17 protein-coding genes and 4 tRNA genes are annotated in these 20,607 nt (G+C 54.4%); 10 read left to right on the forward strand and 11 right to left on the reverse strand.

Going from position 1 to position 20,607, the window contains the following annotated elements; translation table 11 throughout:
* Nucleotides 1-63 precede the first annotated feature (63 nt).
* Nucleotides 64-1,959 carry a tRNA uridine-5-carboxymethylaminomethyl(34) synthesis enzyme MnmG gene (gene mnmG, locus DQM57_RS09005; RefSeq protein ID WP_111727739.1) on the reverse strand — a complete coding sequence of 632 codons (1,896 nt, stop codon included), beginning with the start codon at nucleotides 1,957-1,959 and terminating at the stop codon, nucleotides 64-66.
* A 174-nt stretch (nucleotides 1,960-2,133) separates the two neighbouring features.
* The gene (locus tag DQM57_RS09010) at nucleotides 2,134-3,561 is read right to left on the reverse strand and encodes an alanine/glycine:cation symporter family protein (RefSeq protein ID WP_108044345.1); all 1,428 of its coding nucleotides are present in this window, start codon (nucleotides 3,559-3,561) and stop codon (nucleotides 2,134-2,136) included.
* A 189-nt stretch (nucleotides 3,562-3,750) separates the two neighbouring features.
* Here DQM57_RS09010 and pdxA point away from each other — a divergent pair, with 189 nt between their 5' ends.
* Nucleotides 3,751-4,743: a 4-hydroxythreonine-4-phosphate dehydrogenase PdxA gene (gene pdxA, locus DQM57_RS09015; RefSeq protein ID WP_108044346.1), complete on the forward strand. Its 993-nt coding sequence runs from the start codon at nucleotides 3,751-3,753 to the stop codon at nucleotides 4,741-4,743.
* Nucleotides 4,744-4,964: 221 nt separating this feature from the next.
* Here pdxA and DQM57_RS09020 read toward each other — a convergent pair whose 3' ends face one another.
* On the reverse strand, nucleotides 4,965-7,706 hold the full coding sequence (locus DQM57_RS09020; RefSeq protein WP_111727545.1) for an Rne/Rng family ribonuclease: 2,742 nt from the start codon (nucleotides 7,704-7,706) through the stop codon (nucleotides 4,965-4,967).
* A 493-nt stretch (nucleotides 7,707-8,199) separates the two neighbouring features.
* Between DQM57_RS09020 and DQM57_RS09030 the strand changes: the two genes are divergently transcribed.
* Nucleotides 8,200-9,192, forward strand: coding sequence for an RluA family pseudouridine synthase (locus DQM57_RS09030; RefSeq protein WP_111727546.1), 993 nt, complete (start codon nucleotides 8,200-8,202; stop codon nucleotides 9,190-9,192).
* Between the two features lie 47 nt (nucleotides 9,193-9,239).
* On the forward strand, nucleotides 9,240-10,412 hold the full coding sequence (lpxB, locus tag DQM57_RS09035) for a lipid-A-disaccharide synthase (RefSeq protein ID WP_111727547.1): 1,173 nt from the start codon (nucleotides 9,240-9,242) through the stop codon (nucleotides 10,410-10,412).
* A gap of 83 nt (nucleotides 10,413-10,495) precedes the next feature.
* Here lpxB and dapB read toward each other — a convergent pair whose 3' ends face one another.
* Both dapB and DQM57_RS09045 read right to left on the reverse strand, forming a co-directional pair.
* The gene (dapB, locus tag DQM57_RS09040) at nucleotides 10,496-11,305 is read right to left on the reverse strand and encodes a 4-hydroxy-tetrahydrodipicolinate reductase (RefSeq protein ID WP_111727548.1); all 810 of its coding nucleotides are present in this window, start codon (nucleotides 11,303-11,305) and stop codon (nucleotides 10,496-10,498) included.
* A gap of 9 nt (nucleotides 11,306-11,314) precedes the next feature.
* On the reverse strand, nucleotides 11,315-11,692 hold the full coding sequence (locus DQM57_RS09045) for an outer membrane protein assembly factor BamE (protein WP_003675993.1): 378 nt from the start codon (nucleotides 11,690-11,692) through the stop codon (nucleotides 11,315-11,317).
* A gap of 157 nt (nucleotides 11,693-11,849) precedes the next feature.
* Here DQM57_RS09045 and fur point away from each other — a divergent pair, with 157 nt between their 5' ends.
* Together fur and aat are read left to right on the forward strand one after the other, a co-directional pair.
* Nucleotides 11,850-12,353 (forward strand): ferric iron uptake transcriptional regulator, encoded by a 504-nt coding sequence (gene fur, locus DQM57_RS09055; protein WP_003675995.1) that lies wholly within the window; start codon nucleotides 11,850-11,852, stop codon nucleotides 12,351-12,353.
* A 71-nt stretch (nucleotides 12,354-12,424) separates the two neighbouring features.
* Nucleotides 12,425-13,153: a leucyl/phenylalanyl-tRNA--protein transferase gene (gene aat, locus DQM57_RS09060; protein WP_111727549.1), complete on the forward strand. Its 729-nt coding sequence runs from the start codon at nucleotides 12,425-12,427 to the stop codon at nucleotides 13,151-13,153.
* 70 nt (nucleotides 13,154-13,223) lie between these two features.
* Here the strand turns inward: aat and gap are convergent, their stop codons facing one another.
* Both gap and DQM57_RS09070 read right to left on the reverse strand, forming a co-directional pair.
* A complete protein-coding gene (gene gap / locus DQM57_RS09065; RefSeq protein WP_039854098.1) occupies nucleotides 13,224-14,255 on the reverse strand; it encodes a type I glyceraldehyde-3-phosphate dehydrogenase in 1,032 nt (343 codons plus the stop codon).
* Nucleotides 14,256-14,448: 193 nt separating this feature from the next.
* Entirely contained in the window at nucleotides 14,449-15,288 is an 840-nt protein-coding gene (locus DQM57_RS09070) for an RnfABCDGE type electron transport complex subunit B (protein ID WP_111727550.1), read from the reverse strand.
* Nucleotides 15,289-15,434: 146 nt separating this feature from the next.
* On the opposite strand from DQM57_RS09070, the gene DQM57_RS09075 reads away from it, so the two are divergent.
* The 5 genes from DQM57_RS09075 (at nucleotide 15,435) to DQM57_RS09095 (ending at nucleotide 17,903) form a co-directional block, all read left to right on the forward strand.
* Nucleotides 15,435-17,417 carry a monovalent cation:proton antiporter family protein gene (locus DQM57_RS09075; RefSeq protein ID WP_111727551.1) on the forward strand — a complete coding sequence of 661 codons (1,983 nt, stop codon included), beginning with the start codon at nucleotides 15,435-15,437 and terminating at the stop codon, nucleotides 17,415-17,417.
* 70 nt (nucleotides 17,418-17,487) lie between these two features.
* Nucleotides 17,488-17,563 (forward strand) — tRNA-Val (locus tag DQM57_RS09080).
* 33 nt (nucleotides 17,564-17,596) lie between these two features.
* Nucleotides 17,597-17,673, forward strand: a tRNA-Asp gene (locus tag DQM57_RS09085).
* Between the two features lie 44 nt (nucleotides 17,674-17,717).
* A tRNA-Val gene (locus tag DQM57_RS09090) sits at nucleotides 17,718-17,793 on the forward strand.
* A gap of 33 nt (nucleotides 17,794-17,826) precedes the next feature.
* Nucleotides 17,827-17,903: transfer RNA gene (locus DQM57_RS09095), tRNA-Asp, on the forward strand.
* A gap of 343 nt (nucleotides 17,904-18,246) precedes the next feature.
* Here DQM57_RS09095 and DQM57_RS09100 read toward each other — a convergent pair.
* From DQM57_RS09100 to acpP, 4 genes are all read right to left on the reverse strand, one after another.
* On the reverse strand, nucleotides 18,247-18,453 hold the full coding sequence (locus DQM57_RS09100) for a hypothetical protein (RefSeq protein WP_111727552.1): 207 nt from the start codon (nucleotides 18,451-18,453) through the stop codon (nucleotides 18,247-18,249).
* Nucleotides 18,450-18,674, reverse strand: a complete 225-nt coding sequence (locus DQM57_RS09105; RefSeq protein ID WP_111727553.1) for a hypothetical protein — start codon at nucleotides 18,672-18,674, stop codon at nucleotides 18,450-18,452. Before DQM57_RS09105 ends, DQM57_RS09100 begins: the two co-directional genes overlap by 4 nt.
* A 263-nt stretch (nucleotides 18,675-18,937) precedes the next feature.
* Nucleotides 18,938-20,185 carry a beta-ketoacyl-ACP synthase II gene (fabF, locus tag DQM57_RS09110; RefSeq protein ID WP_107859569.1) on the reverse strand — a complete coding sequence of 416 codons (1,248 nt, stop codon included), beginning with the start codon at nucleotides 20,183-20,185 and terminating at the stop codon, nucleotides 18,938-18,940.
* A gap of 163 nt (nucleotides 20,186-20,348) precedes the next feature.
* Nucleotides 20,349-20,585, reverse strand: coding sequence for an acyl carrier protein (gene acpP / locus DQM57_RS09115; RefSeq protein ID WP_002215574.1), 237 nt, complete (start codon nucleotides 20,583-20,585; stop codon nucleotides 20,349-20,351).
* Nucleotides 20,586-20,607 lie beyond the last annotated feature (22 nt).

Below are 20,607 nucleotides of genomic sequence, written 5' to 3' on the forward strand. Positions count from 1 at the left end.
GTTTCCTGTCGGGATGGTACGATGCCGTCTGAAAGGGCTTCAGACGGCATCGTACCGATGTGTTTATTTCGCGTCTTTAAACCCGCGCTTCAAATGCACCATCAGCAATGCCACTGCCGCAGGGGTTACGCCGGAAATGCGGCTTGCTTGTCCGACGGTTTCGGGTTTGTGCTGGTTGAGCTTTTGCTGCACTTCGGCGGACAAACCTTTGACTTTGCTGTAATTAATGTCGTCGGGCAGCTTTAAGGTTTCGATGTCACGGCGGCTGTCGATTTCTTCGTTTTGGCGGTCGATATAGCCTTGGTATTTGACTTGGATTTCGACTTGTTCGACCACGCTGTCGGCAAGTGCGGTTTCAGGTTGTGCGTCAGGCAGGGTCATCAGCGCGGCGTAGTCGAGGTTCGGACGGCGCAGGAGGTCGTGCAGGTTGGCTTCGCGGCTGAGTTTTTGGCCGAATACGCGCAGTTGCTCTTCTTCGGCGAGTTTTTGTGGCGTGTACCACGTTGTTTTCAAACGTTGGATTTCGCGTTCGATGGCTTCGCGTTTTTCGTTGAACATGCGCCATTGCGCTTCACCCACCAAGCCGATTTTGTAGCCGTCTTCGGTCAGGCGCATATCGGCGTTGTCTTCCCTGAGTTGCAGGCGGTATTCGGCGCGGCTGGTGAACATGCGGTAGGGTTCGTTCACGCCTTTGGTGATGAGGTCGTCCACCAATACGCCGAGATAGGCTTGTTCGCGGCGCAGCAGGAGCGGGTCTTGTTCGCGGACGTATTGCACGGCGTTTGCGCCTGCGAGCAGGCCTTGTGCGGCGGCTTCTTCGTAGCCCGTTGTGCCGTTGATTTGTCCGGCGAAGAAGAGGCCTTGGATGGTTTTGGTTTCGAGGCTGGCTTTGAGGTTGCGCGGGTCGAAGTAGTCGTATTCGATGGCGTAGCCAGGGCGCAGGATATGGGCGTTTTCAAGGCCCTTCATGCTGCGGACGAGGGCGATTTGGATGTCGAACGGCAGGCTGGTGGAGATACCGTTTGGATAGTATTCGTGCGTAGTCAGGCCTTCGGGTTCGAGGAAAATCTGATGGCTGTCTTTGTCGGCGAAGCGGTTGATTTTGTCTTCGATGGACGGACAATAACGCGGGCCGACGCCTTCGATTTTGCCGGTAAACATCGGGCTGCGGTCGAAGCCTGAGCGGATAATGTCGTGGGTTTGCAGGTTGGTATGCGTAATCCAGCAGGACACTTGGCGAGGGTGCATATCGGCGCTGCCACGTACGGACATTACGGGAACGGGCGTGTCGCCGGGCTGTTCGGTCAGTTGGGAGAAGTCAATCGTGCGCCCGTCAATACGCGGTGGCGTGCCGGTTTTCAGACGGCCTTGCGGCAGGTTCAATTCGCGCAAACGTCCGCCCAGCGATTTGGCGGCGGGGTCGCCCGCGCGGCCGCCTTCGTAGTTTTCCAAACCGATGTGGATTTTGCCGGACAAAAACGTGCCTGCGGTCAACACGACGGCGCGTGCTTTAAACTCCACGCCCATCGCGGTAACCACGCCGCTGATGCGTTCGCCGTCGAGCGTTACGTCTTCGACGGCTTGTTGGAAAAGGTCGAGGTTTTCTTGGTTTTCCAACATCTCACGGATGGCGGCTTTATAAAGGATGCGGTCCGCCTGTGCGCGCGTGGCACGAACCGCCGCGCCTTTGCTGGCATTCAGGCGGCGGAACTGGATGCCTGATTTGTCGGTGGCTAATGCCATCGCGCCGCCGAGCGCATCGAGTTCGCGCACGAGATGTCCTTTGCCGATGCCGCCGATGGAGGGGTTGCACGACATTTGTCCGAGCGTTTCGATGTTGTGTGTGAGCAAAAGCGTCTGCGCGCCCATGCGTGCGGCGGCAAGCGCGGCTTCCGTGCCTGCGTGTCCGCCGCCGACGACGATAACGTCGTAGGTTTTGGGGTAAATCATGTGGGTCATGTGTGTATTGCCTGTCGGTTTTTCAGACGGCATTCCAAGCAGGATGCCGTCTGAAAAACGAAATGGATTCAAAAGTAAAGGTTTGGGATTGTACGCTTTTTTGCTTTGTTTTTACAGTGCGCGCGGGAAGAGAAAAGCCGCTTCGTGAAGAAGCGGCTCCGGTAAGGGCGGGATTTACCAAACGTCGGATTTGATACGGCGTTTCAGACCCGGATGTTCAGAAAGTTTGAATTCGGGGTCTTTGCCCATTTTCAGCTTGGCTGTGTAATCGCGCAGCAGCATGAATGCCAAGGGCGAGAGCAACAGGATGGCGATGAGGTTAATCCATGCCATGATGCCCATTGCCATGTCTGCCATATCCCATACCAAGGGTACGTTGGCAACCGCGCCGAAGTAGACCCATGCCAAAACCAGCATACGGAAAACGGCGGTAACCAGCCAATGGCTCTTGATGAATTGGACGTTGGACTCGGCATAGGCATAGTTGCCGATAACGGTTGAAAAGGCAAACATAAACAGGATGACGGCAAGGAAGCCCGCGCCCCATTGGCCCACTTGGCTGACAATCGCCGCCTGCGTCAACGCCGCACCGCTCAGGTCACCGTAAGGCTGTTGATAGGTCAAGACGATAAAGGCGGTGCATGAGCAGACGATGATGGTATCGACGAAAACGCCCAACATTTGAATCATGCCTTGGGAGACGGGATGTTTCACTTCGGCAGCGGCGGCGGCATTCGGTGCGGAACCCATACCCGCCTCATTGGAATACAGGCCGCGTTTGATACCCTGCATCATGGTGGTTGAAATCAGGCCGCCGAGGAAACCGCCTGCAGCCGAATCGAAGTTGAACGCGTTGGAGAAAATCTGACCGAACACGTCAGGAATCAGGGAAATATTGGTAGCAATGATGAAGAGTGCTATGACGAGGTATAAAACCGCCATCAGCGGAACGATGATTTCCGCGGCTTTGGATACGCGGCGGATACCGCCGAAGATAATCGGGGCGGTCAGAATGACCAGAGCGACGCCGACATAGTGTTGGTCCCAGCCCCATGCCGCTTTGGTGGTATCGGCGATGGTATTGGTCTGTACGGCTTCAAATACAAAGCCGAAACAGAAAATCAGGCTCAGGGCGAACAAAACGCCCAGCCATTTTTGTCCCAGGCCTTGCGTGATGTAGTAGGCAGGACCGCCGCGGAAGTGGTGGTTGTCGTAGTCCCGGACTTTAAAGAGTTGGGCCAGCGAAGATTCGACAAACGCCGAACTCATGCCGATTAAGGCGGTTACCCACATCCAGAACACTGCGCCCGGCCCGCCGAGTTTGATGGCAATTGCCACACCGGCGATGTTGCCCACACCTACGCGGCTGGCAAGGCCGGTTACAAATGCTTGAAACGGGGTGATGCCGTGAGGGTCGTCCCCCTGTTTGCGGCCGCCGATCATTTCTTTGATACTGCGTCCGAGCAGGCGGAATTGGACGAAACCTGTGGCAATGGTAAAGAAAATACCCGTACCCAAAAGCATATAAACCAAGTATGACCACATCGGGTCGTTGATGGTGCCGACCCAGCCGTGCAGCCATTCGGTGAAGTTTCCGTTCATCGTATGTTCCTCTAAAGTTGAAGTTGTCCGGGTGCGGCGGTGCATCCGGAGCGTATCCGTATTCCACAGACAGGTTAACAGGTTTTAAATTTTGTAAATGCTATTCTAGCAGATTGTCAACAAATTCAGAAAAATTTACATCGCCGTCCGTCGAGGCGTTAGAATCCTATTTTGTTTGGAGGGAGTAAGATGAAACTGCCTGTTTTTGCCGTAACTTCGGGCGAGCCTGCCGGTATCGGGCCCGATATCTGTCTGGATTTGGCGTTTGCCCGCCTGCCTTGCCGCTGCGTGGTTTTGGGCGATAAAAACCTGTTGGGCGCACGTGCCGGGGCTCTGGGGAAAGATGTCGTCCTGCGCGACTTTGATCCGGAATCAGGCGGTATATCGGAAGACGGCATACTCGAAGTGCTGCATATTCCGACTGCAGAACCGGTCGAGGCCGGGAGGCTTAATCCCGCCAATGCCGCTTATGTGCTGCAACTTTTAGACACTGCGCTCACAGGCATTTCAGACGGCATCTTCGACGGCATCGTCACTGCGCCTTTACACAAAGGCATCATCAACGATGCACATGCCTGTACGGGATTTTTCAGCGGACATACCGAGTATCTGGCGGAAAAAAGCGGCACGGGGCAGGTTGTGATGATGCTTGCCGGCAAAGGCCTGCGTGTCGCCCTCGTAACGACCCATCTGCCGTTAAAAGATGTTGCCGCTGCCATTACGCAGCCGTTGATAGAGTCGGTTGTCCGCATCCTGCATCACGATTTAAAACACAAATTCGGCATCAAAAATCCCAAAATCCTTGTCGCCGGACTTAATCCCCACGCCGGCGAAGGCGGACACCTCGGACATGAAGAAATTGAAATCATCATTCCGACGCTAGAAAAACTACGCCTCGAAGGCATCGATGCAGCCGGCCCTTTCCCGGCAGATACGCTGTTTCAACCGTTTATGCTGGAGGGTGCGGATGCCGTACTGGCCATGTACCACGACCAAGGGCTGCCCGTGTTGAAATATCACAGTTTCGGACAGGGTACGAACATTACGCTGGGTCTGCCCTTTATCCGCACCTCCGTCGATCACGGCACGGCGCTTGACTTGGCGGCAACCGGCAGGGCGGATTCAGGCAGCCTGATAACTGCCGTGGAGACTGCTGTCGAAATGGCAGGGCGGAAGGTTTGAACGCAATCATAAAAAAGCCGTCTGAAATTGGTTCGGACGGCTTTTTTATCAAAATCTCATGATGGGTTGAGACACATCTGCGGTTTTGCTTTTTCTTTGTAAGCCGCCTTTTCAATACAGTCCGGCGGTTCGGATGATGCGGTGCAAATATGGTTTTAAAGACGGCAAAAGGGGTTCTGCAAAACAGAACCCCTTTTGCCGTCTTTTTTACCGTTGCCGTATCAGTCTTTTCTGGTTTCAATCAGAATCATGTTTTCAGCGGGAACGGTTACCGGTTCAAGTGGCTTGGGCTGTTCGGAACGACGCATGCCGCGTTCGGTTTGAACTTCGGGTTGAGCCGCCCATGCCTTTAATGCGGCGGTATCGGTTTCAACCAGGATGAGCCCGTCGCTTTGTTCGGGTTCTTGCACCTGACTTGCGGCGGCAGTGGCGTTTTCAGACGGCATTTCCTGTGCTTCGGCTTTCGGTGCTACGCCTTCGGGAAGGATGGCAGCAACGGCCTGACGGATTTTTTCTGCCGCATCATAAACCAGTGCGTCGTTGTTTGAAACGGCGGGAGATGCTGTCGGAACGTCCCTTTCTGTAACCGGTTCGGTAATGCTGACGGTAATCGGAGCATTTGCATCGTTTTCCCCGAAAACATGGGCGACAGCGGAACGGACTTTGTCGGCGGTATCGCGGATATTCAGGTATTGTTCGATTTTAGAGGCAGAGGGGATGTTGCGTTTCTTACCATTTTGCCGGCGGTCGCGCTTGGTGTCGCGTCCTGCCCGTTCTTTGCCTTCGCGTTTGCCGCGTTCTTGGCGGCTGCGATCGGACTGCTGCCTGCTGCCTTTGCCTTCTGCCGCGACCGGTTCGGAGGGTACGTTTTGCTCTGTCTGTATGCCCGTTTCGACAGCGGCTGCGGTTTCGGCGGCAATTTGGTTGCGTTCGTTGCGGTTGACGTTGCGGCGGCGTTTGCCGGACGGGACTTCGGTTTCAGACGGCATGGTATCCGCAACGGGGGCAGGAGCCTGATTGATGCGTTCTTGGATTTCCGCTTCATTGGCACGTTCGGCAGCACGGTTGTTGCGTCCGTTGCGGCGTCTGCCGTCATTGTTGTGCGTCTCGGCTTTTGCGTTACGGGCCGGCTGTTCGTCGTCTTTGCCGGCAACTTCGCGGACTTCTACCTTGCTGCCTTCGCGTTTACTGCGGCGCGGTGTTTGACGGCGGCTGTTGTTACGGTTTGCTGCGGTGCGTTTTCCGGAGGTTTCTGCAACGGGCTGGGCTTCGGTTGTGCTGCTGCCGAAAATACGTTTCAGCCATGCTTTGAAGCTGTCCCACCAGGAATTTTGTTTTTTCTCGGCAACTATCGGTGCGGGTTGTGTATGGCGCACGCCTTTGACGGCGGGTTCGGGACGGGCGGCTTTGGCTTTTTCGCTGCCGAAAGGTTTGGCGGATTCGTCTTCTTCCGGCTCGGCAACGCGTTTGTAGCTCGGTTCGCCGTCTTCTTCTACGTCATCGATGCGGATGCGGTTGATTTCGTAGTGCGGATTTTCCAAGTGGATGTTTGGAATCAGGACGACGTTCACATCCAAGCGCTCTTCCATCGCAAACAGCTCGGCGCGTTTCTCGTTCAACAAGAAGGTGGCAACATCGACAGGCACTTGTGCGCGTACTTCGCCGGTGTTGTCTTTCATTGCTTCTTCTTGAATGATGCGCAAAACGTGCAGGGCGGTGGATTCGATGCCGCGGATGACGCCGGTGCCGGCACAGCGCGGACACGCAACATGGCTGCTTTCGCCCAAAGCCGGTTTCAAACGTTGACGGCTCAATTCCAAAAGGCCGAAGCGGGACAGTTTGCCCATTTGCACGCGTGCGCGGTCTTTTTTGAGCGCGTCGCGCAGGACGTTTTCAACATCGCGCTGGTGTTTCGGATTTTCCATGTCAATGAAGTCGATGACGACCAAACCGCCCAAGTCGCGCAGGCGCATTTGGCGGGCGACCTCTTCGGCGGCCTCCATATTGGTTTTGAACGCGGTGTCTTCAATGTCAGAGCCGCGTGTGGCACGTGCAGAGTTAACGTCGATGGAAACCAGGGCTTCGGTATGGTCGATGACGATCGCGCCGCCGGAAGGCAGGCTGACGCTGCGTGAAAACGCGCTTTCGATTTGATGTTCGATTTGGAAGCGGGAAAACAGCGGCGTGTGGTCTTCGTAGAGTTTCAGACGGCCTATATTGCCCGGCATGACGTAGCTCATGAACTCGGCAACTTGGTCGTAAACTTCTTGATTGTCCACCAAAATCTCGCCGATGTCGGGACGGAAATAGTCGCGGATGGCTCGGATCAGCAGCGAGCTTTCCATAAAGAGCAGGTAGGGGTCATGATGTGCTTTTCCTGCTTCCTCGATGGCCTGCCAGAGTTGTTTGAGGTAGTTCAAGTCCCATTCCAACTCTTCCGCACTGCGGCCGATACCGGCGGTACGGGCGATGATGCTCATGCCGTTCGGAATGTCGAGTTCCGCCATGGCGGCTTTCAACTCTTGACGCTCTTCACCTTCAATACGGCGGGATACGCCGCCGCCGCGGGGGTTGTTCGGCATCAATACCAGATAACGTCCGGCGAGGCTGATGAAGGTGGTCAGCGCCGCGCCTTTGTTGCCGCGCTCGTCTTTTTCGATTTGGACGATGACTTCCATGCCTTCTTTGAGCACGTCTTGGATGCGCGCGCGTCCGCCTTCGTAGTCTTGGAAATATGAGCGGGAGACTTCTTTAAACGGCAAGAAGCCGTGGCGGTCGGTTCCGTAATCCACGAAACACGCTTCCAGCGACGGCTCGATGCGGGTAATGATGCCTTTGTAGATATTACCTTTGCGCTGTTCTTTACCCAGCGTTTCGATGTCCAAGTCCAAAAGGTTTTGGCCATCGACGATGGCAACGCGCAGCTCTTCGGCCTGCGTTGCGTTAAATAACATTCTTTTCATGATCACCTCGTGGGCAGGCGGCGTTCAGACGGCACATGCCCGGTTCGGCACTCCGGAATGCTGGGTTTTCCGATGTTCTCGGATGGAACCGGTAATCAGTTTTTGAGTTGAAAATCCGCAGGGATGCACGTTCCGAGGAACCGTGTGCGGAAGAGTCGGATAAAGAAGGCAATAAAGATCGATGCGGCGGTCTGTCTGCCGCGTTCCGAGCGGTATGGTCGGAAAAATGGGAGGCCGGCTTCTTCTTGTTATCGTTATGCCTGTGTTTTCGGGCGGTTTGCGTTTGGGGCTTGGGCCCGGCTGCCGTCTTACTTCCGCTCCGAAACGGCAAAATCAATTCAAACTTGACTACGTTCTGCGCCTGCCGGCTTGGAACAGGCGCAGGGAAAATGCTTTGCGGAGTGCTTTTTTAATATAAAATCCGATTTTAACAGTAAACCGTTTCAGGGCGCGTCGGGCGCGCTTTTTGCTGAAACGGACGTTCGGATTATAGATGAAAACGCACGAAATAAGCAAAGATTCGGTCAGCTTGATAGGGGTTGCCGAACATGAGGCGGGTCAACGCCTTGATAACTATCTGATAAAAATCCTCAAGGGTGTTCCCAAGAGCCATATCCACCGCATTATCCGCGCCGGCGAGGTGCGGTTGAACAAGAAACGCTGCAAACCCGACAGCCGTATTGCGGAGGGAGATACGGTGCGGATTCCGCCTGTGCGCGTGGCGGAGAAGAAAATGCCGTCTGAAAGGCGTGCCGCCGTACCGGCTCGTGCGTTTGAGGCGGTGTATGAGGATGACGCGCTGCTGGTGGTCAATAAGCCTTCCGGCGTGGCGGTGCACGGCGGCAGCGGCGTGAGTTTCGGCGTTATCGAACAGTTGCGCCGCGCCCGTCCGGAGGCAAAGTATTTGGAGTTGGTCCACCGTTTGGACAAGGATACGAGCGGCTTGTTGATGGTGGCGAAGAAACGCAGCGCGCTCGTCAAACTTCACGAAGCCATCCGTAACGACCACCCCAAAAAAATCTACCTTGCGCTGGGGGTGGGCAAACTGCCGGACGACAATTTCCATGTCAAACTGCCCTTGTTCAAATATACCGGCGCACAAGGCGAAAAGATGGTACGCGTCAGCGAGGACGGGCAGGCTGCGCATACGGTGTTCCGTGTGTTAAGCCGTTTTTCAGACGGCATTTTGCACGGTGTCGGGCTGTCGCACCTGACTTTGGTGCGGGCAACGCTGAAAACGGGTCGTACGCACCAAATCCGCGTGCATCTGCAATCTCAAGGCTGTCCGATTGCGGGCGACGAACGCTACGGCGATTATCAGGCGAACCGTCGTTTGCAGAAGTTGGGTTTGAAGCGGATGTTTTTGCACGCGTCCGAGCTGCACTTGAACCATCCGCTCACGGGTGAGCCGCTGGTGTTGAAGGCGGAGCTGCCGCCGGACTTGGCGCAGTTTGCGGTGATGTTGGAAAACGGGACGAAAATGTGAACCCCGATGCCGTCTGAAGCCTTCAGACGGCATCGGGACGTGAAAGTATGTGGGGACAGACGAATATGGTTGATAAAAAAAGCCCTTTGATTGCCGTCAGTGTCGGCGAAGCGTCGGGCGACCTGTTGGGGGCGCACCTGATACGCGCCATCCGAAAGCGTTGCCCGCAGGCGCGGTTTACCGGCATCGGCGGGGAACTGATGAAGGCGGAAGGTTTCGAGAGCCTTTATGATCAGGAGCGGCTGGCGGTGCGCGGTTTTGCCGAGGTGGTAAAACGCCTGCCGGAAATTTTACGGATACGCAGGGGGCTGGTACGGGATTTGCTGGCTTTGCAGCCCGATGTGTTTGTCGGCATCGATGCGCCCGATTTCAATCTGGGTGTGGCGGAAAAACTGAAACGGGCGGGCATTCCGACCGTGCATTATGTCAGTCCGTCGGTTTGGGCGTGGCGGCGGGAACGCGTGGGCAAAATCGTGTATCAGGTCAACCGCGTGCTGTGCCTGTTCCCGATGGAGCCGCAGCTTTATCTTGATGCGGGCGGACGTGCGGAGTTTGTCGGTCATCCGATGGCGCAGCTTATGCCCTTGGAAGACGACCGTGAAACGGCGCGGCAAACTTTGGGCGTGGATGCCGGCATCCCCGTATTCGCCCTGCTGCCCGGCAGCCGCGTCAGCGAAATCGATTATATGGCGCCGGTGTTTTTTCAGACGGCATTATTGTTGTTGGAACGCTATCCCGCCGCACGCTTCCTGCTGCCTGCCGCAACGGAGGCGACAAAGCGGCGTTTGGCGGAAGTTTTGCAGCGGCCGGAGTTTGCCGGATTACCGTTGACGGTAACCGACAGACAGTCTGAAACGGTGTGCAGGGCGGCGGATGCGGTGCTGGTAACGAGCGGTACGGCAACTTTGGAGGTGGCGCTGTGCAAGCGTCCGATGGTCATCAGCTACAAGATTTCGCCGTTGACCTATGCTTATGTGAAACGCAAAATCAAAGTGTCGCATGTCGGCCTGCCGAATATCCTGTTGGGTAAGGAGGTCGTGCCGGAGCTGCTTCAACATGATGCCGTACCGGAAAAACTGGCGGCGGCGTTGGCGGACTGGTACGAACACCCCGATAAGGTTGCCGCGCTGCAACGGGATTTCAGGGTGTTGCACCTGCTGTTGAAAAAAGATACGGCGGATTTGGCCGCGCGTGCGGTTTTGGAAGAGGCGGGATGTTGAGCGGTTAATGATATGCCGATACGGAGCCTGTCAGCAAAATGCCGTCTGAACAATATCTTTTCAGACGGCATTTTGTATGGGGGTTAACGGTTGTTCAGCCCGAGTACGTCCTGCATATCGTACAAACCTGTTTTGCCGTTTACCCAAACTGCGGCGCGGACGGCACCGGCGGCAAAGGTCATGCGGCTGCTGGCTTTGTGGGTGATTTCCACGCGCTCGCCGTCGGTGGCGAAGAGGGCGGTGTGGTCGCCGACGATGTCGCCTGCGCGGACGGTGGCAAAGCCGATAGTGGAAGGATCGCGCGGACCGGTGTGGCCTTCGCGGCCGTAAACGGCGCATTGTTTGAGGTCGCGGCCGAGCGCGCTGGCGATGACTTCGCCCATGCGTAACGCGGTGCCGCTGGGGGCATCGACTTTGTGGCGGTGGTGGCCTTCGATGATTTCGATGTCGTAGCCTTCGTTTAATACGCGGGCGACGGTGTCGAGGATGTGGAAGGTGAGGTTGACGCCGACGCTGAAGTTGGCGGCGAAGACAACGCCTGTTTTTTCGCCTGCGGCTTGGATGGCGGCTTTACCCGCATCGTCGAAGCCTGTTGTGCCGATGATGATGTTGACTTGTTTTTCCACGCATTTTTGCAGGTGTTTGAGGGTCGGCTCGGGGCGGGTAAAGTCGATGAGTACGTCGCTTTGTGCGAGAACGGCGTCAACGTCGTCTGAAATGGTGATGCCGGTTTTGAGTCCGACGGCGTAGCCTGCGTCCAGCCCGAGGGCTTCTGAGCCCGAGTGTTCGAGCGCGCCGGAAAGGACGGTGTCGGGATGGTTGTTGACGGCTTCAACCAATACGCGCCCCATGCGGCCGTTGACGCCTGCAATGGCGATTTTGAGCGGTGTCATGTGTGTTCCTTATTGTTTGTCTGCGTTTTGTTTCGCGCGGAGGGCTTCGGCGGCATTTTGGAGGGCGTCGCCTTCGGCGCGGACGAGCACGCCGTTTTCAAAATAGACGGTCAGATTGCTGCGTTCTTTGATGATGCCGTTGCGGGAGGTGTTGAAGGTATAGTCCCAGCGGTCGGTATGGAATGCGTTGTGCAACATGGGGCTGCCGAGCAGTAGCAGGACTTGGTCTTTGGTCATGCCGGCGCGGAGGGAGGCGACGGCGCGGGGTTCGAGTTCGTTGCCCTGTATGATTTTGAGTTTGTACGAGGGGAACAGTGAAACGCGTTCGACGCTGCACGCGGTCAGGCTGAACAGGGCGGAAAGGACGAGTATAAGGGTTTTGTTCACGGGAGAACCTTTCTGTGCAAATCAGGATGTCTAGTGTAGCACTGCTTGAATATTTTATAAAAGCGAACGATAATCATACGCTTAAGCGGTATTTCACCCTGTCTGTGTCCGACTGCCCGTCCGCCGTTGCGGTTTTGCTATTGCAAACTGCTATGGTGTGATAGTGGGCAAGCAGGCTGAAATTGCGTATTATAGCGTCTATTATTTTACAGGGATATTGAATATTATGGAAAAATTCAGCAACATTGCGCAACTGAAAGACAGTGGACTGAAAGTTACCGGCCCGCGTTTGAAGATTTTGGATTTGTTCGAGACTCATGCGGAAGAGCATTTGAGTGCCGAGGATGTGTACCGTATTTTGTTGGAAGAGGGTGTGGAAATCGGTGTGGCAACGATTTACCGTGTGCTGACCCAGTTTGAGCAGGCGGGTATTCTGCAACGCCATCATTTTGAAACGGGCAAGGCGGTTTATGAGTTGGACAAGGGCGACCACCATGACCATATCGTCTGTGTGAAATGTGGCGAGGTAACGGAATTCCATAATCCCGAAATCGAAGCCCTGCAAGACAAAATCGCGGAAGAAAACGGCTACCGCATTGTCGATCACGCGCTGTATATGTACGGTGTGTGCAGCGGTTGCCAGACTAAGGGCAAACGTTAAATCCGGACGGTTTGTTTTTTCAGACGGCATTCGTCATTTCGAATGCCGTCTGTGTTTTATGGAGGACTGATATGGGTATTCCGTTGCTTGCGCCCGGAGATTATGCGTTCCCCGATCCTGCCCGTGCATTGTCGGAGTACGAAGGGCTGGTCGGTGTGAGCAGGGATTTGGATGCGGGGAGGCTGCTTGAGGCGTATCGGCATGGCGTGTTTCCGTGGTTTTCCCGGGATGGGTGGTTTTTTTGGTATGCGGTCGGGCCCCGTGCGGTGGTGTTTCCCGACAGGCTGCATATTCCGCGTTCGCTGGCGAAAACGCTGCGCAACAGGGCATATAGGGTGACGGCAAACGGCTGTTTTGAACGCGTTGTGGCGCAGTGTGCGGACATGGTGAGGCCCGGGCAGGACGGCACTTGGATTGCGCCTGAGTTTCAGACGGCATACCTTCAGCTGCATGAAATGGGATACGCGCATTCGTTTGAGTGCCATTATCCCGATGAAAACGGTAAAACGAGGTTGGCGGGCGGGTTTTACGGCGTTCAGATCGGTAGGGTGTTTTATGGCGAATCGATGTTCGCATTACAACCGGATGCGTCAAAAATCGCGTTTGCCTGCGCCGTGCCGTTTCTCGCGTCTTTGGGTGTGGAACTGATAGACTGCCAGCAGGACACGGAACATATGCGCCGTTTCGGATCGGAATTGCTGCCGTTTGCGGATTTTGCCGCCCGGCTCCGAAGCCTGAATGCCGTACCTTTGAAAGAGGCGGTAGGCTGCTGCGAAGTGGCGTGCAACAGGTTGGGATAGCGGTTCTTGTGTGAAAATGCCGTCTGAAACTTGAAAACATCAGGTTTCAGACGGCATTTTGTTTGACGGGTTATTTGAGCGGGCGTACTTCCAAACCGAACATACGGCGTGCAGTGTTCAGCATTTGACAGCTGAATCCCCATTCGTTGTCATACCATGCGAAGACTTTAACCATGTTGCCGTCGACGACTTTGGTCAGCGTTGAGTCGAAGTGGCTGGCTTCGGTGGTGTGGTTGAAGTCCATGGAAACAAGCGGCAGGGTGTTGTAGCCCAAAACACCTTTGAGCTCGCCTTCTTCGGAGGCGGCTTTCAGCAGTGCGTTGATTTCTTCGGCTGTCGTGTCGCGTTCGGCCTGGAAGCTTAAATCGACCAGGGAAACGTTGACGGTCGGTACGCGGATGGCAAGCCCGTCGAGTTTGCCTTTCAATTCGGGCAGTACCAGTCCGACGGCTTTTGCCGCGCCGGTTTTGGTCGGAATCATGTTCTCTATGCCGCTGCGTGCCCGGCGGAGGTCTTTGTGGCGTACGTCGGTTACGGTCTGGTCGTTGGTCAGGGCATGGATGGTCGTCATCGCGCCTTTGACGATGCCGACGCTTGCGCTCAATACTTTGGCGACGGGGGCGAGGCAGTTGGTGGTGCAGGAGGCGTTGGAAACGACGGTCATGTCGTCGGTCAGGACGCCGTCGTTTACGCCGTAAACGACGGTCGCATCGATATCATCGCCGCCCGGTGCGGAAATGAGGACTTTTTTCGCGCCGCTTTCCAGATGTATTTTGGCTTTTTCTTTGCTGGTAAACGCGCCGGTACATTCCATGACCAAATCTACGCCGAGTTCTTTCCACGGCAGTTCGGCGGGATTTCGGGTGGAGAAGTAGGGAATTTTGTCGCCGTTGATGATGAGGTGGCTGCCGTCATGGGATACGTCGGCGTCAAAGCGGCCGTGCACGGTGTCGAATTTGGTGAGGTGGGCGTTGGTTTCAAGGCTGCCGCTGGCGTTGACGGCGACGATTTGGAGCTGGTCTTGGATTTTATAGTCGTAGATGGCGCGCAAAACCTGGCGGCCGATGCGTCCGTAGCCGTTGATGGCGACTTTGATGCCCATAGTATTGTCCTTTTGTGGGGTTGTGGTGAATTTTGGGGCAAATTATAGCAAATTCGTAGTAGTGTGTAATTAATATTTTATTGAAAACGGGTTGTGCCGCCGTAAGGACGGGAAGGTGCGGGCGGTACGGATGCAGGGAGGCAAAGGTTAACGAAATGCCGTCTGAAATGAGTTCGGACGGCATGGAGGGGTATTATGGCGCGGTGTTTTGTGCGGCTTCCTGTTTGGCTTTGTATTGTTTGAGGTATTCCAGTGCGGCCGCTTTTTCGTTGTCGCTGCCGTATTTCATATCGCGTTGCGCCCGGCGCAGTTCTGCACGTTCGCGTGCTTCGGCAATTTGTTTGGCCTGATAGTCTTTCCGGTTGTCGGCGGCAACGAGCCGGTCTTGCTGGTTTTGTGCCTTTGCCATGGCTTTGGCGATGAGGTCGGCAGGGTTAAATGCTGTTTTTCCCGGTGTGTCGGGGGTTTGCCGGCGGGTGTTGCGGACGGCTGCTTCCCGTTCGGCAAGCATGGCTTTGCGTTCGGCTGTTTCCTGCCGTTTGCGTTCGTTATGCCTGAGATAACGCGTGCGGGCGTGTTCGGCAGCGGCAAAACGGCTGTCTGTGGACAGGCTGAAACGGCGTGCGCGCGGCAGGAAAGTATCGGAAACGGGCTGCATGTGGATGCAGTCGACGGGGCAGGGGGCGATGCAGAGTCCGCAGCCGGTACATTCGTCGGCGATGACGGTGTGCATGAATTTGCTCGCACCCATGATGGCATCGGTAGGGCAGGCGCGGATGCAGGCAGTGCAGCCGATACAGGCGGATTCGTCTATCCATGCCAGTGCTTTGGGCTGTTTTTTTGACGGTTCGGCAACAGGTTTGCCGAGCAGGGCGGAAATGTCCCGAATGACGGCTTCTCCGCCCGGGGCGCAGAGGTTGTGCGCTTCGCCTTGCAGTATGGCTACGGCATAGGGCAGGCAGCCTTCATAGCCGCATTCTCGGCATTGAGTTTGGGGAAGGAGGCGGTCGATGTCGTCGGCTGTGGTGGTCATGGTGTTAAATTGCGGAATCGGAAGGGGATATTTTAGCAGAATTGTGTGCCGCAACTGTTTCGGATGATATGCGGTGTTTTGTTATAATGGGGCGGCGTGTGCTGTTTCAGACGGCATTTTGTCTGTTTTTCCTGTTCGGACGGTCTATGAACGAATTTTCGCTTGCTCCTATTGTGATTGTTTTGCTGGTGTCGGTTATTGCGGTGGTTTTGTGCCGCAAGTTTAACATCCCTTCTATGTTGGGCTACCTGCTCGTGGGTTTTTTGGCGGGTCCGGGTATGTTCAGCCTGATTCCGAAAAGTCATGCGACGGATTATTTGGGTGAGATCGGAATTGTGTTCTTGATGTTCAGTATAGGCTTGGAGTTTTCGCTGCCCAAGCTGAGGGCAATGAGGCGGCTGGTGTTCGGGCTGGGCGGTTTGCAGGTCGGTATTACGATGCTGTCGGTGATAGGCATCCTTATGCTGACGGGTGTGCCGTTCAATTGGGCATTCGCCGTGTCGGGTGCGTTAGCGATGTCGTCTACGGCGATTGTGAGCCGGATTTTGTCGGAAAAGACGGAATTGGGGCAGACGCACGGCCAGATGGTAATGGGCGTGTTGTTGATGCAGGATATTGCAGTTGTTCCGCTGATGATTCTGATTCCTGCGTTGTCGGGGAATGGCGGGGAAGGCAGCCTGTGGGCGGCACTAGGCCTTGCCGGATTGAAAATGCTGATTACGCTGGGCGTATTATTCGTCGTCGGCAGCAAAGTCATGTCGCGCTGGTTCAGGTTAGTTGCCAAACGCAAGTCGTCTGAACTATTTATGATAAATGTCCTGCTGGTAACCTTGGGTGTGGCTTATCTGACTGAGCTGGAAGGTTTGTCTATGGCGTTGGGCGCATTCGTTGCCGGCATGCTGCTTTCGGAAACGGAATACCGTTTCCAGGTGGAGGACGACATCCGTCCGTTCCGTGACATCTTGCTCGGTTTCTTCTTTATTACGGTTGGTATGAAGCTGGATGTGCAGGCCTTGATCGGCGGCTGGCAGCAGGTATTGATGCTGTTGGCCATTTTGCTGATTTTGAAGGCGTTGGTTGTATTTGCCATTGCATTCAAAATGAGGCATTCGGTTGCCGATAGTTTGAAAACCGCCCTGTACTTGGCACAGGGGGGTGAGTTTGGCTTTGTTATGCTGGCAATATCCAGCCAAATCAATATGGTTTCCCTTGAGTTGGAGCAGGCGGCGACGGCAGCGGTGCTACTGTCTATGATTATCGCCCCTTTTGTGTTGGGCAGCAGCGATGCGCTGGTAGGGCGTTTGGCCAAGTCAAGCTGGGATATGAAGTCGCTTGACTTGCACAGTATGTTGGTGGAAACCATGAGCAAGTCAGACCATGTGTTGGTTATCGGTTTTGGCAGGGGCGGGCAGACGGTCGGACGCGTGCTTGCCCAAGAGGGTATCCCGTATTTCGCACTTGATTTGGATATTGCGCGTGTACAAGTCGCGAGAAGTGCCGGCGAGCCGGTATCGTTTGGTGATGCGAAACGCCGGGAAGTATTGGAAGCCGCTGGTTTGGGGCGGGCAAAAATGGTGGTGGTCACACTGAATAATATGCATGAAACGCAGCATGTCTTGGACAATGTGTTGTCTATGTATCCCAATATGCCGGTATATGTACGCGCCACAAATGACGACTATGTGAAAACATTTACCGAGATGGGGGTGGAGGAGGCCGTGTCGGATACCAAAGAAACCAGTTTGGTGTTGGCAAGCTACGCCATGTTGGGGAATGGGGCGTCATATCACCATGTCCATCAAACCATTACCAATATCCGGCACAGCCGTTATGCCTCATTGGAGGGTTTGTTTGTCGGCAGTGATGATGGGGCTGGATTCTGGGAAAACGGAAAAACGGTTTGCCGCCATGCTTTTTCTTTGGTGCAAGATGCTTATATCGTCGGGAAAACAGTCGGTGAATTGCCTTTGGAAGCATACGGTATCAAACTGCTGTTTATCCGCCGCCGTACCGCGAGGATTGAAAACCCTGAATCTTCTTTTGTGTTGGAAAGCGGCGATATCTTGGTAATTGTAGGTAGGAAGGATGAAATTATTTCTTTTGAAAACTGGAGTTTGCAGGGAAGTTGAATAAAGCGTGGAAATAATGCTTGCATGAATTCGGGTTATTTGGTTAAATAGCGTTTTCCCAGAAAAATTCGGGTGATTAGCTCAGTTGGTAGAGCGTCTGCCTTACAAGCAGAATGTCGGCGGTTCGACTCCGTCATCACCCACCAAGTTTCCTTTCACTGTTGTTAAACAGTGGATGCGCGGTGGTAGCTCAGTTGGTTAGAGTACCGGCCTGTCACGCCGGGGGTCGCGGGTTCGAGCCCCGTCCGCCGCGCCAAATCTTAAAAATACTGTGTTAACTTTACAGTATTAAACATAATTGGGTGATTAGCTCAGTTGGTAGAGCGTCTGCCTTACAAGCAGAATGTCGGCGGTTCGACTCCGTCATCACCCACCAAGTTTCCTTTCATTGTTGTTAAACAGTGGATGCGCGGTGGTAGCTCAGTTGGTTAGAGTACCGGCCTGTCACGCCGGGGGTCGCGGGTTCGAGCCCCGTCCGCCGCGCCAAATCTTAAAAATACCGACCTTAGGTTGGTATTTTTATTTGTCTATTGTTTGTTCACTGGAAAGTTATACACAGTAGATTCGGTTAAGCACCGCGTTTTGCCATTATATTGGCGATAATTTTACAGGCTTGAATGACCGAGATTGTATCTCGGACGGCGTCAACGCCTGAACGGGTGATCTGTTTGTTGATGTATCGTGCTTCCGATTACGTGAGTTTTGAGAAGTCATAGCCGAATTGTCCATTTGCCGCCTGTCGCGGGTGAAAGCATTGCGAAATGCCTCCCGATATCTTTCAAGCGGACTGGAACAACTTTCCACCACCAACCGTGCGGCAAAGACAAAATCATCGCTCCCAAGCTCTCCCGCCATCCAAATCTATCATTCCGCCGATTTCGAATTGCGCGGCAAATGCTGCCGAAAAGGCTTCTCCAAGCCGTTCCGACAAAACAGGGGAAATCAGCACGAACAACTTTTCCGCATCCTGCTTTTCCATATCCACCGACTCCAAACGGTCGGTATCTTTATCGTATAAAACATAAAACGGTATCATTCCACACCTATAACAAATATGACTTTATCCCTCTGCCGTTGCGGCAACGACAACGCATAAGCCTTTAATTTATCCTTGTTTTCCTCACTCAAATAGCGCAAATCCATAGGAACTATATCCGCTTTATCCAAATGTTTTTGTATGGTTTCGCGTTGTTTACGCCAATTTCGCGGCGTATCCGAAAAATAACGGTTGAACGCTTCAACCCTGTCTTCGGGCATATCGGACGTTGGTCTAATCGTTATCGGGGGTTAATTCTACTTTGTTCCGATATATGTGTTTTGATAAGGTGGGAGTAATTATCTCGCTGTATTCGGATATTTTGTGCCGCTGTCGCTCGGTAAACGGTAAGATGGGAATGATTGGTTCGTTGCATCGAACAGTCGGTGAATGGTTGGGGTTTTATCGGCGCAGATATGTCGGATGTTTTTAAAATGCCGTCTGAAATTGTTCAGACGGCATTTTTTACGGATACTGAGGGAAGTCAGTCTTTAAAACGTTTGAACACCAGCGTACCGTTGGTGCCGCCGAAGCCGAAGGAATTGGAGATGGCGACGTCGATTTTCGCATCGCGTGCTTCGTTGGCGCAGTAGTCCAGATCGCAACCCGCTTCGATGTCTTGTTCAAAGATGTTGATGGTCGGCGGGGATTTTTGCTCGTGTACCGCCAACACGCTGTACAACGCTTCTACACCGCCTGCCGCGCCGAGCAGGTGGCCGGTCATGGATTTGGTGGAGTTGACGATAACTTTGCGGGCGTGGTCGCCTAGCGCGCGCTTGAGGGCTTTGGTTTCGTTGGCATCGCCCAAAGGAGTCGATGTACCGTGTGCGTTGACGTAATCAACGTCTTCAGGATTCAGGCCGGCATCTTTCAGGGCGCGGGTAACTGCCAACGCAGGGCCTTCTTCGTTCGGAGCGGTAATGTGGTAAGCATCGGAACTCATGCCGAAGCCGACGATTTCGGCGTAAATTTTCGCGCCGCGTTTTTTGGCGTGTTCCAATTCTTCCAACACCAATACGCCCGCGCCTTCGCCGATAACAAAACCGTCGCGGCCTTTGTCCCACGGACGGGAAGCGGTGGCGGGATCGTCGTTGCGGGTGGAGAGGGCTTTCATCGCAGCAAAACCGCCTACGCCCAAAGTGCTGATCGCGCCTTCGGCACCGCCTGCAATCATCACGTCGGCGTCGCCGTATTTAATCAGTCGGGCGGAGTCGCCGATGGAGTGGGCACCGGTGGTACAGGCGGAAACCATGCCGTAGCTGGGGCCGCGGTAGCCTTTGAGAATGGTTACATGACCTGAAATCAGGTTAATCAGCGAGCCGGGAATGAAGAAAGGATTGATTTTGCGTGCTCCGCCTTCGAGTACTGCTTTGCCTGTGGCTTCGATGCTGGGCAGGCCGCCGATGCCGGAGCCGATGTTTACGCCGACACGGTCTTTATCGAGGTTTTCTACATCGTCCAAACCCGAATCGGCAATTGCCTGCAGTGCGGCGGCGATGCCGTAGTGGATAAATACGTCCATGCGGCGTGCTTCTTTTGCACTGATGTAATCGCCGATATTGAAATCGCGGACTTCACCGGCGATTTGGCTGTTGATGTCGGATGCGTCAAAGCGGGTAATCTTGCCGATGCCGCTTTTGCCTGCGAGCAGGTTGTTCCATGCTTCTGCAACGCTGTTGCCGACAGGGGAAACTTGACCTAAGCCTGTAATGACTACTCTTCTCTGACTCATGATAATCTCGCTGTTGGTTGTCGGTGCGGCATATGGGTGTGTCGGGCATATGCCGTCTGGAATTCCCGGCAGGTATTTAAACGGAGTTTAAGCAGTTTGCCATATAAGGGAAAAGCCTCTATTGCACGGTGCAGCAGAGGCTGTTGTGTCGGGCGATGACCGATTAGCCGTTGTGGGCGTTGATGTAGTCGATAGCCAGTTGGACTGTGGTGATTTTTTCAGCATCTTCGTCAGGGATTTCGCAGCCGAAAGCTTCTTCCAGAGCCATAACCAGTTCTACGGTATCCAAAGAGTCTGCGCCCAAGTCGTCTTGGAAAGAAGATTCGTTTTTCACGTCGGCTTCATTTACGCCCAGTTGTTCAGCAACAATTTTCTTAACTTGTTGTTCGATGTTTGACATGTCAGTCGTTCCTTTATGCCTT

The organism is Neisseria cinerea (assembly GCF_900475315.1).
Lineage (GTDB): Bacteria > Pseudomonadota > Gammaproteobacteria > Burkholderiales > Neisseriaceae > Neisseria > Neisseria cinerea.